The sequence below is a fragment of the Streptomyces dioscori genome (assembly GCF_003024195.1).
GTDB lineage: Bacteria > Actinomycetota > Actinomycetes > Streptomycetales > Streptomycetaceae > Streptomyces > Streptomyces dioscori.
This window is the reverse complement of the sequence record NZ_KZ679044.1, coordinates 121,364-134,602: the sequence shown is the minus strand read 5'-3', so window position 1 is coordinate 134,602 and position 13,239 is coordinate 121,364. Positions and strand designations below refer to the sequence as shown.

10 protein-coding genes are annotated in these 13,239 nt (G+C 73.5%); 6 read left to right on the top strand and 4 right to left on the bottom strand.

Going from position 1 to position 13,239, the window contains the following annotated elements:
* Positions 1-69 precede the first annotated feature (69 nt).
* From C6Y14_RS19155 to C6Y14_RS19145, 3 genes are all read left to right on the top strand, one after another.
* The gene (locus C6Y14_RS19155) at positions 70-1,263 is read left to right on the top strand and encodes a sigma factor-like helix-turn-helix DNA-binding protein (RefSeq protein WP_107017950.1); all 1,194 of its coding nucleotides are present in this window, start codon (positions 70-72) and stop codon (positions 1,261-1,263) included.
* On the top strand, positions 1,260-3,128 hold the full coding sequence (locus C6Y14_RS19150) for a transglycosylase domain-containing protein (protein WP_107017949.1): 1,869 nt from the start codon (positions 1,260-1,262) through the stop codon (positions 3,126-3,128). Before C6Y14_RS19155 ends, C6Y14_RS19150 begins: the two co-directional genes overlap by 4 nt.
* 136 nt (positions 3,129-3,264) lie before the next feature.
* Entirely contained in the window at positions 3,265-5,115 is a 1,851-nt protein-coding gene (locus C6Y14_RS19145) for a SpoIIE family protein phosphatase (protein WP_107017948.1), read from the top strand.
* Between the two features lie 163 nt (positions 5,116-5,278).
* Here C6Y14_RS19145 and C6Y14_RS19140 read toward each other — a convergent pair whose 3' ends face one another.
* Entirely contained in the window at positions 5,279-6,043 is a 765-nt protein-coding gene (locus C6Y14_RS19140) for a TIGR03943 family putative permease subunit (RefSeq protein WP_107018216.1), read from the bottom strand.
* 32 nt (positions 6,044-6,075) lie between these two features.
* The gene (locus C6Y14_RS19135) at positions 6,076-7,086 is read right to left on the bottom strand and encodes a permease (protein WP_107017947.1); all 1,011 of its coding nucleotides are present in this window, start codon (positions 7,084-7,086) and stop codon (positions 6,076-6,078) included.
* A 467-nt stretch (positions 7,087-7,553) separates the two neighbouring features.
* Here C6Y14_RS19135 and C6Y14_RS19130 point away from each other — a divergent pair, with 467 nt between their 5' ends.
* Together C6Y14_RS19130 and C6Y14_RS19125 are read left to right on the top strand one after the other, a co-directional pair.
* Positions 7,554-8,897 carry a helix-turn-helix domain-containing protein gene (locus C6Y14_RS19130; protein WP_107017946.1) on the top strand — a complete coding sequence of 448 codons (1,344 nt, stop codon included), beginning with the start codon at positions 7,554-7,556 and terminating at the stop codon, positions 8,895-8,897.
* Between the two features lie 90 nt (positions 8,898-8,987).
* A complete protein-coding gene (locus tag C6Y14_RS19125; RefSeq protein WP_107017945.1) occupies positions 8,988-9,320 on the top strand; it encodes a DUF6401 family natural product biosynthesis protein in 333 nt (110 codons plus the stop codon).
* A 225-nt stretch (positions 9,321-9,545) separates the two neighbouring features.
* Here C6Y14_RS19125 and C6Y14_RS19120 read toward each other — a convergent pair whose 3' ends face one another.
* A complete protein-coding gene (locus tag C6Y14_RS19120; protein WP_107017944.1) occupies positions 9,546-10,352 on the bottom strand; it encodes a mechanosensitive ion channel family protein in 807 nt (268 codons plus the stop codon).
* Positions 10,353-10,583: 231 nt separating this feature from the next.
* Between C6Y14_RS19120 and C6Y14_RS19115 the strand changes: the two genes are divergently transcribed.
* On the top strand, positions 10,584-11,825 hold the full coding sequence (locus tag C6Y14_RS19115) for an amidohydrolase (RefSeq protein ID WP_107018215.1): 1,242 nt from the start codon (positions 10,584-10,586) through the stop codon (positions 11,823-11,825).
* Positions 11,826-11,846: 21 nt separating this feature from the next.
* Here the strand turns inward: C6Y14_RS19115 and C6Y14_RS19110 are convergent, their stop codons facing one another.
* Entirely contained in the window at positions 11,847-13,157 is a 1,311-nt protein-coding gene (locus C6Y14_RS19110; RefSeq protein ID WP_107017943.1) for a hypothetical protein, read from the bottom strand.
* Positions 13,158-13,239 lie beyond the last annotated feature (82 nt).

The window sequence follows — 13,239 nt, the reverse complement described above, 5'->3', positions numbered from 1 at the left end:
CATCGAAGCACAAGCACCGCGCAGGGCCGATCCGGAGGGAGTGGCGCGCATCGTCGCGCTCGACTGACCATGGACGACGACTTCACCGCCCGCGCCGGGGAGTACTGGCCCCGGCTCACGCGCACGGCCCGGCTGCTCACGGGGAACTCCGCCGACGCGGACAGACGCGCGAGAGCGGCGGTGGCGGAGGTGTACGCGCGGCGCCGGGTCCCGGGCGACGACGCGGAGTTCTACGTCCGGCGGGCTCTGGTACGGGGTTTCCTGCGACGGCGGCCACGGCTGGTCGCCCGCCTCGGGCACTCCTGGGGCTCCTGGGGCTCAGGGGTCTCAGGGGGCTCCGACGGTCACGGGAACTCCGCGCGCTCCGGCGGCTCCAGGCACTCCAAGCGCTCCGGCCCCACGCCGGAGCCGTACGTGACCGATCCGCTCGACCCGCTCACCGAGGTGCTGGCCGGCCTGCCGCCCCGCCGTCGGGCCGTGGCCGTGCTCCGGCACTGGGACGGTCTGACCCACCGCGAGATCGCCGCGCTCCTCAACTCCTCGCGGGGAGCGGTGAAGGCGGTGGACCGCCGGGCGGAGAAGGCCCTGCGCGCCCACGCCGCGCACCGGGAAGGAGCGCGTGACCCGCAAGTCCCCAACCGTCAGGGCCCGTTCGAGGTCCCGGGCGCGGAACTTCCCGGGCCCGCCATCGAGGCGGCCGGACGCACGCTCCGCAAGCGGCGCCGGCTCACGACCGCGGTGCTCACCTCCGTGGGCGCCCTGCTCCTCGTACCCCTGGTCGTGGGGGCCGTGCGCGGCACGGGTTCCGGGTCCGGCGGGGTCACGGTCTCCGTGGACAGGGCGGCGGTCCGGGTCGTGACACCCGGCGAACGCGTCGCCGCCGCGCCCGGTGTGCAGGTGTGGCTCTCCAAGGACGGTACGCACGTGTCGGCACCGGGGCAGCCGAACCAGTTCCGCGACGCCGGGAAGGACGGCTCGGGGAAGGGCGGGGCCGCCCTGACCCTCTGGGCGGACTCCACGGCCGGGAAGCGGATCTTCCTCTCCGGCGTCCACCGGGGCCCGCGCGAGGCGTCCCGCGTCGAAGTCCGCACGACCGACGGCACGTTCACGGCCCGCCTGCTCACCCTGGCGGGCTCCCCCGGCTGGTCCGCCTGGTACGTGGACGCCCGGCTCACCGGCGGCGACACGGAGTCGCCGGGCATCACGGTGAAGGCCTACGACTCCGCCGGCACCCTCCTCGCACGGACGGACACCCCCTCATGAACGCCCGCGTGAAGCCCCGTACCAAGACCCGTACCAAGACCCGTGTGGCCGCCCGGGACCTGCTCGGCCGCGGCGGCACCCGGCTCCGCGGCATCGGCACGTTCCTGCGGCGGATACGCGTCCGGCGGCGCCGTACCCGCGTCCGCCGCCTGCGCCGCGTGCTGGCCGCCCTGCTGACGCTGTTCCTCCTCGCGAGCGCCGCGGTCGTCGTCGCGTACCGGATGACCCCCATCCCCGAACCGCATCCGGAGACCGTCAGCCAGAGCACGGTCTTCGTGGACTCCGGGGGCGAGTACCTCGGCAGGCGCGGGCCGGTCGACCGCCAGGACATCCCCCTCGAACAGGTACCGCGGCACGTCCAGGACGCCGTGATCGCCGCGGAGAACCGCTCCTTCCGTACGGACTCGGGGGTCGCCCCCTCCGCGATCCTGCGGGCCGCGCTCGCGACCGTGACGGGCGGCGACCGCCAGGGCGGCTCCACGATCACGCAGCAGTACGTGAAGAACGCGCTGCTCACCCCCGAGCAGTCCCTCAAGCGCAAGGCGCACGAGGCCCTCATCGCCGTGAAGCTGGACCGTACGAGGGCCAAGGACGACATCCTGGCGGGCTACCTGAACACCGTGTACTTCGGCCGCGGCGCCGCCGGCGTCGAGTCTGCCGCCCGCAACTACTTCGGTGTCGGCGCCCGCGACCTGACGGTGTCCCAGGGCGCCGCCCTCGCCTCCATCCTCAACCTGCCCTCGTACTACGAGCGGGCGGGCGCGGACGCGAAGGTGACGGGGACGCTGGAGCGCCGCTGGGCGTGGGTGCTCGACGCGATGGCGGACTCGGGCGCGATCAGTGCCCGCGAGCGGACGGCCGCCCGCTTCCCCGCCTTCCGCTTCTACCCGCCGGGCGGCTCGAACGGCCAGCGGCAGTACCTGATCGACACGGCGTCCGCCGAGGCCGCCGACCGGCTCGGCATCTCGGAGGACCAGCTGGCGCGCGGCGGCTACAAGGTGCACACCACCTTCGACCTCGGCCTCCAGGACGAGACGGCGGAGCTGGTGCGCGAGCGGACGCCCGACGGCGACACGGACGGCAAGGGCGACACCGGCGGCAAGGGTGGCAAGGGCGGCGCGCGTGGCAAGGGCGCCGAGGGCGCCCGGCTGCACACGGCCGTCGTCGCGACCGTCCCCGGCGACGGCGCGGTCCGGGTGCTGTACGGCGGGGCGGACTACGCCCACCAGCCGTTCAACGACGCCGTCGACGGGGCGGTGGAGGCGGGCACGGTCCTCGAACCGTTCGCCTACAAGGGCCTGCGGTTCGGCGACCCGCTGGGCAAGCTCGTCGAGGAGACGGCTCCCACCCCGCTGCGCCTGAACTCGGCGTACGCCACGCTGGCCGCCGACGGCACCTACGCGGCCCCGTACACCGTCGCGAAGATCACGAAGGCGGGCCGTACGGTCCACACCGCGCAGCCGAGGACGCGTACCGCGATGGGCGGGAAGGAGACCGTGGTGGTCACCGAACTGCTGAACGCGCGCCAGGGCGTCAAGGACGGGGCCTTCGTGCCCGGCGCCAAAGACGGGACCTTCCTGCCGGCCAGGGCCGTGCCCGCCTCGCCGGTCGGGCACTCGGCCGGCGCGGGCAGCGGGCCGGGCGCGCGGACGGCCTGGCGGAGCGTGTACTCGCCCCGGCTCGCCCTCACCCTCGCCCTGTTCGCCGAGCGCGGCGGAAAGCCCGTCCGGGTCGCGGGCCTCACCGGCGACCTGCCGCCCGACGCGTACGCGGAACTGACGGCGGACGAGGTGTGGCGGCTGGCCGGCTCCCCCGGCGGCCGAACCCCCCAACAGCCCGAACCGACGGCCGCGCCGGTTCCCTAGGCGGGGTTCCGGCGCCGCGTCGCTGATCAGCGTTCCGGCGCCGCGTCGCTGATCAGGGTTCCGGGAGGGACCGTCCGGATCACCCGGACAGTCCCTCCCGTTGGTGGGCGGGGCGGGGCCGTGATGGTGTGGGCGGGTGCCCGGTGACCAGGTCCAACCCGACCCGCGCATACTGCTGACCCAGGCGGAACTGGCGGCGCTCGCGGACGCCGTGCACCACTCCGAGAACGTGGCCGAGTCCGCGGAGCGGCTGCTCGACGAGCTGACGCTGACCCGGCGGCTCCTCGACCACTGCCCGGCCGGTATCGCCGTACTCGACACCGAGCTGCGCTACCTCTACCTCAACGACGCGCTCGCCCGGCTCAACGGCGTCCCGGCCGCCGAACACCTCGGCCGCCGGCTGCGGGACGTCCTGCCGGACCTGGAGGCCTCGGAACAACTGCTCGCGAAGGTGCTGCGTACGGGAGTTCCGCAGGTCATCACCGTCGGCGGACAGACCCCGGCCGACACGACGGGCGACAACCGGTGGTGGCTGGGCGCCTACCACCGGCTGACCGGACCGTCCGGCGAGATCCTCGGAGTGGCCGGGGTCGTCATGGAGGTCACCGACGCGCTGCGCGGACGCGAGGACCTCGTGCGGGCGCGCAACCGCATGGCGCTGCTCGACGAGGCGAACCGCAGCACCGGCGCGACCCTCGACCTCGGCCAGGCCTGCCAGGCGCTGGCCGACCTGCTGGTGCCGCGCTTCGCGGACTACGCGGCGGTGGACGTCGTGGACCCGGAGGGCACACCCCAGGTGCCCTCGGACCGGTATCCGCTGCGGCTGCGCCGGATCGCGCTCGCCACCACACCCGAGCTGGCGGAGGCGTCCTCGCCGCTCGGCCTCCTCGGCGAGTTCGTCGTGTACCGGGCCGGATCCCCCATGGCCCACGTGCTGGCCGACCGGCGCCCGCTCGTCCTCACCGACCCGGCCGACGAGGCGATGCGCCAGTTCTCCCTCTCGTACGAACGCAAGGAACACTTCCGCCGGATGGGCGCGCACTCCGGCATCTACCTGCCCCTCGCGGTCCACGAGGAACTGGTGGGCGCGGTGATCGTGTTCCGGGCCGGTGACTCCGCCCACCTCACCGACGCGGACGCGGAACTGCTCGGCGACCTCACCGACCGCGCCGCCACGGGCATCGCGCACGCGGTCCGCTACACCCGCGAGCACGAGACGGCCCTGGAGATGCAGCGGGCCTTCCTGAACACGCCGACCGTCACGGGCCCCGGCGTGGAGACCCTGGGCCGCTATCTGCCGGCGGGCGCGGGAGCGGAGGTGGGCGGCGACTGGTTCGACACGCTCGCGCTGCCCCACGGCCGCACGCTGCTGGTGGTGGGAGACGTCATGGGCCACGGGATCCGCGCGGCCGCCGCGATGAGCGAGTACCGCTCGGTGCTGCGCACCCTCGCCGTCCAGAGCAGCACCCCGGACTTCATCCTGCTGCAGGCCGAACGCACCGCGCTCACCCTGGAGCTGGACCGGGTGGCGACCTGTCTGCTGGCCCTCCTGGACCCCCGCAGGGAGTGCGCCACCTTCTCCAACGCCGGCCACGTCCCCCCGCTGCTCGTCGCCCCCGACGGCACCCGCACCCTGCTCAGCCTCCCGGTCGCACCGCCCCTGGGCGTGGGCCTCGGCTCCTTCTCGGCCACCACGATCCCCGTCGCCCCCGGCTCGGTGCTCCTCCTGTGCACCGACGGCCTGATCGAACGCCGCGACCGCGACATCGAAACCGGCCTCACCACCCTGGCCGACCTCCCCATCGACCCGGCGGCCCCCCTCCCCACCCTCCTGGAAACGGTCACCACCCACCTGGACCCCTCCACCTCGGAAGACGACGTAGCCATCCTCCTGGCCCGCACGGGCCCCCCACCCCCACACACGGACCACCTGCCGTGGCTGCCGCAGGGCTGGCTGCACGGGCGGAACCTCACGCCTCCACGGTGATCGTGCCCATGGCCGATTCCGGGCCAGGCCCCGCCGGGCGCTCCACCGTCTCGCCGTCATTCGTCCTGTCAGCCATGTGCCGATCAGTCATGCGCCGATCAGTCATGCGCCGAGTCAGGGGGTCGCCACTGACAACGACCAGGCGAAGCAGCGACTCAACGGCTCAACGCTTCTCGTACGGGTCCGCAGGCGCCGTCGTCCTCTTCACCGACACGGCGTCCAGTACCGGGCGGGCCGCGTCCGTGCCGGGCTTCCCCGTGGGGTGCCAGGTTCCGGTTACCGTCACCCAGGTGTCGGCCGCCGGGGCGTCCTCGCCACGGATCTCGACCTTGAGCGCCTGCGCGTCGGCGGCGCAGCAGGTGACGCGCAGTCGTGCCACGGACCAGGCGCCGCCGTCGTCGCGGGTCACGAAGCCGGTCAGGCGGACCGTGCGCCCCTTCAGGGACGCGCCCGTGTCCCACTCCGCCCGCGAGGCGAACACGCCCAGGGTCAGGTCGAGAGGGTCCCCGGCCGGCAGTTCCGGGAAGGTCCCGGTACCCAGCGCCGCGACCCTCGCCTCCTCGCGTTCGGCGCTGTACGAGCCGAGCGCGGGCGGCGGGAAGAGGAGGAGGGCCAGGGCGGGGGCGGTGAGGAGCCAGGCGATACGGGGGTTACGGGTGTGGTCGTGGCCGTCGTCTTCGCCCGCACCCCGGCCATGGCTCTCCTCGTGGGCGTCTTCGTCGTCCTCGTGGGCGTCTTCGTCGTCCTCGTCGTGGGTCCGGGCGAGCAGGCCCAGGAGGCCGAGTGCGATCAGGGCCGCGCCGGAGACGACGAGGTACGGGCGCAGGCCCTCCTTCACATAGCGCAGGTACAGCTCGCTGAAGAGGGCGATCCGGAGCAGTGCAGCCCCGCACAGGATCAGCAGCACGCCCTGCGGACGCAGGCGCAGACGCAGGCGCGGCCCGGAGCGCGGGCGGGGGCTCACAGCAGCCACCCGCCCACCAGCACGCTGCTCACCACGGCCACCACCCACGTCACGGACGAGAACCGCACCGCGAACGCCCGCCCGAAGGTACCCGCCTGGAGAGCGATGAGTTTGAGGTCGACCATGGGGCCGACGACCATGAACGCCAGGCGGGCCGTGGGCGAGAAACCGGTCAGCGACGCCGCCACGAAGGCGTCCGCCTCGGAGCACACGCACAGCACGACGGCGAGGACGGCGAGCAGCAGCACCGACAGCCAGGGCGAGCCGGTGAACACGTCGAGCACGGACCGCGGCACCAGGATGTTGAACGTCGCCGCGGCGGCAGCCCCCAGCACGAGGAACCCCCCGGCGTGCAGGAAGTCGTGCTGCAGCCCGTCCCGGAAGCCCCGCCACCCGCCCGGCCCGGACGCCGCGCCGCCTCCGCGCCGTACGGTCGGCAGCCACTCCTCCTTGCCGAACCGCACCCACAGCCACCCCATCGCGACGGCGGTGGCGAGGGACGAGACGAGCCGGGCGCCGACCATGGCCGGATCTCCCGGGAAGGCGATGGACGTGGCGACGAGGACGACCGGGTTGATGGCGGGCGCGGACAGCAGGAAGGCGAGCGCGGCGGCGGGCGCGACCCCGCGCCGCATCAGACTGTCCGCCACGGGCACGGACGCGCACTCGCACCCCGGGAGCACGGCCCCGGCCGCCCCGGCGACGGGCACGGCGAGCGCCGGGTTCTTCGGCAGTACGCGGCGGAAGACCCGCTCGGGAACGAACGCGCCGATCGCCGCCGACACGACCGTGCCCAGCAGCAGGAAGGGGATGCCCTGCACGGTGACAGCGGTGAACACGGTCCACCAGGCGGCCATGGCGGGGGTGGCGAGATCGAGCACGACCATCGGCCCGAGCACCGACCCGACGGTGACGACGGCGAGCAACGCCACCCCACCGACCACCGCGTGCACGAGCGCCCGGGCGACCACCCGCGCCGCGTCGGCTGCATTCCGTCCGTTTTCCATACAGGACAGCAGGCTAGCGGCGACTCCTGTGCGCACCTGGGCGGGGCCTGTCAGGGCCCCCTAAGGGGCGCGGGGAACTGCGCGACCAGCCCCCACCGGCCCGCACCCGCAAAAGCGACCCCGGGCGGAGCCCTCAGTGAGGAACCGCGTTCGCCGCGCTGACAAGCGCGGCAAAAGCCACCACGGCCGCCCCGAACGCCGCGATGAACCGAGCCGGAAGATAGCGCGTGGCAATGCGTCGGAACACGGCGACAACCTCGCAACGTCAACGTAGGCCAGCGTATTAAATGTGCTTCATCGTGCGCTTAACGCGCCGCTTAACCTAGGGCGTGTTCGCCTCCGGGGCAAGGGCCGCATTGAGCCGATCGACGGCCTGCCCGAGCCTGTCCACAAGACTTAACTTGACCGTTTCAACAGGAAGTTGGATAGCGGGCAGGAGTAAGTCGACTTACTGGCATGCTTACGCCATGGCCGAGCGCGACGACCCGGGAATCATCGGGCGCAGAGTGCAGCAACTGCGTACGGAACGCGGGCTGACACAGAAACAACTGGCGGAACCCGCCTACACCCCCGCGTACGTCTCCACGCTGGAGGCAGGACGCGTACGGCCCTCCGAGGAGGCACTGCGGCACATCGCCGAACGGCTCGGGGTCGCCTACGAGGAACTGGCCACCGGGCGGCCCGCCCACCTCGCCACCGACCTGCGGCTGCGGCTCACCGACGCCCAGCGCACGCTGGCGACCGGCGAGGCGGAGATCGCCGCCGAGCAGTACACCGCGCTGCTCGCGGAGGCGCAGGCCCACGGCCTCAACGCCGAGTGCGCCGCCGCCCTGCTCGGCCTCGGCGAGTGCGCCATGGACACCGGCGACCTGACGACGGCGCGAGCGCGTTTCGAGGAGTCGGAGAAACGGCTGGCGGACGAACCGCTGCCCGTCCGGGTCCCCGCCCTGCGCGGGCGCGCGGTCTCGCACTACCTCGCGGGCGAACTCCGGTACGCCTGCTACCTGCTCGAATCCGCCATCGACGAGCTGAACAAGGGCGGACTGCACGACCCGGACGCCCTGCTGCTGCTCTACGCGGCGGTGATCGCGCCCTACATGGACATGGGGGCGCACGCGCGGGCGGCGCAGGCGGCGGAGTTCGCGCTCGCGCTGGCCCCGCAGGTCGGCGACCCCGCGCTGCTGGCTCGTATGCACCGGTCCGTGGCCCGCACGATGATCGCCGAGGGGCGGATGGCCGAGGCCGACGCGTCCCTGGGCAAGGCGGCGGAACTGTACCGGCAGCTCCAGATCCGTACCGAACTGGCCAACTGCCACTGGATGCGCGGGTACTTGTACGCGCAGAACGGCGATCTGGAGCGCGCCGAGAGCGAGTTGCGCGAGGCGCAGGCCATGCACTCCGCGCAGCGCGCCGCGCTCTACACCAGCCAGGTCGCGGTGGAACTGGCGGACGTGCTCCACCGGCGCGGCAAGTCGGAGGAGGCCGCGACGCTCCTGCACGGCGTACTGGGCGATCTCAGCAGCGAGCGCGGGGCCGTCCACTCCGCGGGCGCGCACCGGCTGCTCGGCATCATCGCCGAGGACAGCCGGGACACCGAGACGGCCGAGGAGCACTACGTGCGCGCGCTCAGCCTGCTGGAGCGGGCGGGCGCGGCGGGGGATCTGGCCGACCTGTGCCGTCTGCTCGGGGACCTGCTGCGGCGTACGGGGCGGATCGACGCGGCGCTGGACGCGTACCGGACGGGACTCGGACACCGCACCGCGCCGGGGACGACGACCCTGGGGCCGGCGCCGGCCCATCCGCCGCTCTGACGGGTCCCACGAGTCCCACCTGCCACGATGTGACGGAAACCATCCGAAATCCCCCTCCTGACAGCACTCCACCCGCTTTACGGTGGACGAATGTCATCCGCCGCCCCTCCGACGCCCCTCGTCGAGATCGTCCGCACGTACGCGCCGCGCTTCGCGGAGTTCGCGTTCGAGCCGGCGTTCACGGCGGCGGTGGACCAGCATGTGGCGGAGTTGCGCGACCGGCTGGCTTCGGCGGGACCCGGTCTGGTCCCGCCGCCGCCGGACCGCGAGACCCTCACGGACTACGCGCTCGGCTTTCTCGACGGGCTCGCGGAGACGGACTGGCGGGAGCCGGTGGGCCACGACTACGCGGTGTGCCGCCTGACGGCGATCAGCTGGCTGATCGACCTGCATGGGCTGATCCCACCCCAGCGCGACCACTAGCCGTGGGGGGCGGGAATCGTACGGGTCCGCATGCGCCTGCGGGCCGGTGGGGGCCGTTCGCGCAGTTCCCCGCGCCCCTGAAGTGACCGAGTGCGGGTCGTACGTGGCTGAGCGCGCAGTTCCCCGCGCCCCCGAGAGGCGGGGCTGCGCCCCTGCCTTTCGTCTTTTGGGGGCGCGGGGAACTGCGCGGCCCGCCCCCACCGGGCCGCAGGTGGGTTCCGGCCGTCACATGTCCATCGTCGAGCCGGTGCCGCCGCCGGCGTCCGGGCCTGCGGCCCGGTCCGTGCGCTCGCGGGCCGGCTGCCCGCGCAGCGCGTCGTCCCGGCCCGACTGGTACGCCGACATGCTCCCCTTCGCGTTCATCGACTCCCGCTCGGCCGTGGCCAGCCACCGCTCCCACCGCTGCCGCATCGGCATGATCATGCCGCCGCCGACACCGACGATCAGGATGCCCGCCACGGCGGCGAGTGCCGCGTACAGGACCGGCTGGGTGACCGCCGTCGCGATGCCCGCCTGGCCGAGCGCCGCGATCACGCCCAGCGCGAGGATGGCGGCCCACATCATGGTCGCCACCGTCCTCCCGTAGGAGACGGACGACAGCGCGCTGCCCACGATCGTGCGGACCCCGTTGGCGATGGCCATCGCGATGACCACGAGGACCACGGCGACGATGCCGCGCGGCAGCCAGGCCACGATCCCGTTGATCATCTCGCTGACGGGGTTCGCGCCGAAGACACCGAGCGCGAGCTGCAGCGTGATCAGCATCAGCGCGTAGTACACGATCTTGCAGACGATCCCGGTCATGTCGTACTTGGACTCGCTCAGCAGCCGTTCCGTGCCGGCCCGCTCCGACAGGCGCTCGGAGCCCACCTTGCGCAGGACCCGGTCCAGTACGCGGGCGATCATCTTCGAGATGACCCAGCCGATCGCCAGGATGACGAGGAACCCGATGAGTTTGGGGACGAATGTCGCGATCTTCGACCAGGCGTCGTCGAGCCCCTGGGTGAAGTTGATGGCGAGCGTGCCTGCCATGCCGCACTTCCTTCGGTGGGTGTCGTCCCCCTCCCTCGTGGATAGCAGCGACACCCGTCCACGACCGCGCCGAACACCGCCATACGGGTGATACGCGCCGCCTACGCTGACGAGGTGACCCCTCCCGTCGAACCCTCCGCCACCGAACCCTCCGCCACCGGACCGGACGCCGCAGGACCGGACGCCGCAGGACCCGGCGCCGCCGGACCCTCCGCCGCCGCCCGCACCGCCCTGGACCTCACCGCCGACCTCCCTCTGCCCGCGCTGGAGGACCTGTACCGGGACCTCCACCGGCACCCCGAGCTGTCGGCCCGCGAACACCGCACGGCCGGGGTTCTCGCCGGACGCCTGCGCGAGGCCGGGTACGAGACCGCCGAGGGCGTCGGCGGCAGCGGCGGCCCGGGGGTCGTCGGGGTCCTGCGCAACGGCGACGGACCCACCGTCCTCCTCCGCGGCGACATGGACGCGCTGCCGGTCACCGAGGAGACCGGACTGCCGTACGCCTCCGAGAACCCCGGTGTCATGCACGCCTGCGGCCACGACCTGCACGTCACCTGGCTGACCGGCGCCGCCGGGGCGCTCGCCGCCGGACGGGACACCTGGTCCGGCACGCTCCTGGTGGTCGGACAGCCCGCCGAGGAGACCGGTACGGGTGCCGCCGCGATGGTGGCGGACGGCCTGTACGAGCGTTTCCCGCGCCCGGACGTCCTGCTGGCCCAGCACGCGGCCCCCGGCCCGACCGGCCTGTTCGCGCACACGCCGGGCCTGATCATGTCGGCGTCCACGGACGTCGACATCGTCGTGCACGGGGTGGGCGGGCACGGTTCACGGCCCGAGGCGACCGTGGACCCGGTGGTGACGGCCGCGTACATCGTGACGCGGCTACAGAGCGTCGTCTCGCGTGAGATCGCGGCCCGCGAGTCGGCCGTACTGACCGTGGGACGCATCGAGGCGGGCACCCGGCACAACATCATCCCGTCCGAGGCCCGCATCTTCCTCAACCTCCGTACGCAGTCCGCCGAGGTACGGGAGCGGATGCTCGCCTCGATCCGGCGGATCGCGGCGGGCGAGTGCGCGGCGGCGGGCTGCCCGCGCGAACCCACCGTGACGGTGAGCGGGAGTTTCCCGGTGACCGTGAACGACGCCGACACCGACCGCCGGGTCGCGGCCGTGCACGGCGAGGTCTTCGGCGCGGGCACGGTCCTCGACTTCGGCCCGGTCATGGGCAGCGAGGACTTCCCGCTCCTCGCGGAGGGCGGAGCGGGCGGCACACTCCCGTACGCGTACTGGTTCGTCACGAGCACACCCGCGGAGGTCTGGAACGCGGCAGCCGCCGGGGCCGGGGGCGATCTCCTGGAGCAGCTCGCCGCCGTCCCCAGCAACCACAGCCCGCACTTCGCGCCCGATCTGGCGACGGTCGGGCCCGGCGTACGGACGCTGGTGTCGGGCGCGCTGGAGATGTTCGCCGGCTAGGCCGTGTCCGCCAAGGCGCGACTAAGGACTCACCTGCGTACCGAGCCGGCTGAGGTTGCGTCGGATGTCGTCCAGCGCGCCCTGCCGGCGCCCGGGGACCCGTCCGCGCAGGTCCGCCAGGGCGGGGCCCAGCTCACGGGCCCGCGCCACGTCGCCGATCCGGCCCCACTGGTGGTGCGCCCTGTCGACGGCCGCCTCGACGCCGGTGGCGTCGGCGGGCTGCCCCGCGGTCAGCCGCGCGTCGGCCACCGCGAGCCAGATCCGGCAGCTCAGCTCGGCGTCGCCCGCGAACATGGCCAGGTCCGCGCGCACCTCCATCCAGTGCACGACCTCGTCGGCGCCGGGCCCGTACGACCGCAGCGCGGTCCGCTCCCACTGCTCGGCCAGTACGGCGGCCTCGGCGTGCCGGCCGCTCTGCACGGCGGCGGTGATCTCGGCGTGCGGATCCACCGGGGCGGGCGCGGGAGGCGGGGCCGCGACGGGCGGGGCCGCGGGCATGGGGACGGCGGCGAGGTAGGGCGCGGGCACGGGCATGGATGCGGTTCCGGGCATGGGGGCGGTTACGGGCATGGGGGCGGGCGCCGGTGCCGCCGCGTACCCGTGGGCCGTCGCCGACCCCGGCATCTGCATTGGCATTGGCACTGGCACTGGCACTGGCATCTGCATCGGCATCGGGACCCCTGCCCGGTACCTGGGTTCGACCGCGAGTACGAGGTCCCGGTGGGCGGAGTCCGGGTCCTCGCCGTACGAGCGGGTCAGCGCCTGCTGGTGGAGCTGCGCGAGCGGCGGACGATGGCCGCTGCGCAGGATCGTGGCCAGGGACTTCATGTACGTGGGAACCGCCAGCGCGCGGCGCGGAGGCGGCGGGGCCACGCGGCCGTACAGCGCGACACCAGGACCCCCGGCGAGGGGCTGGCCCGCCAGGTGCTGCCAGGTCTCCGCGTCGGTGTGCAGGTCGACGAGCAGGGTCGTACTGCCCGGGGCGCGCAGGCGCAGTTCCTCACGGATCCAGTGCCACGGGAAGCCGGTGTAGCGGACCGTCGCGGGCGTCGTCCGGGCGAGCGCCAGATGCGGACGCCGCTGCCTGCGGTCCAGTTGGAGCTGCCCGGTGAGGAAGACCGTGAGCGGTCCCGGGGCCGTCGCGGCGGCCCGCAGCCGGGTCAGGACCGCCTGCGGCTGCAGGGGGTCGGCGAGTTCGACGACGTTCGCGGTGTCGGTGCCCGAGAGCACGGAGGGGGCCACCGCGGCGAGTACGGGGAGCACGGACGCGGCGTCGACGAGGCAGCCCTTGCCCGCCGGCGACGCGGCGATCAGCAGTACGGTTCCGGGCATCGCCGTCCCCCTCCCCTTCGCTTCCCCTTCGATCACCACGGCAGCACGGTAACCGGTGCGGGTGCAAAGGGGGTTGCGGTGG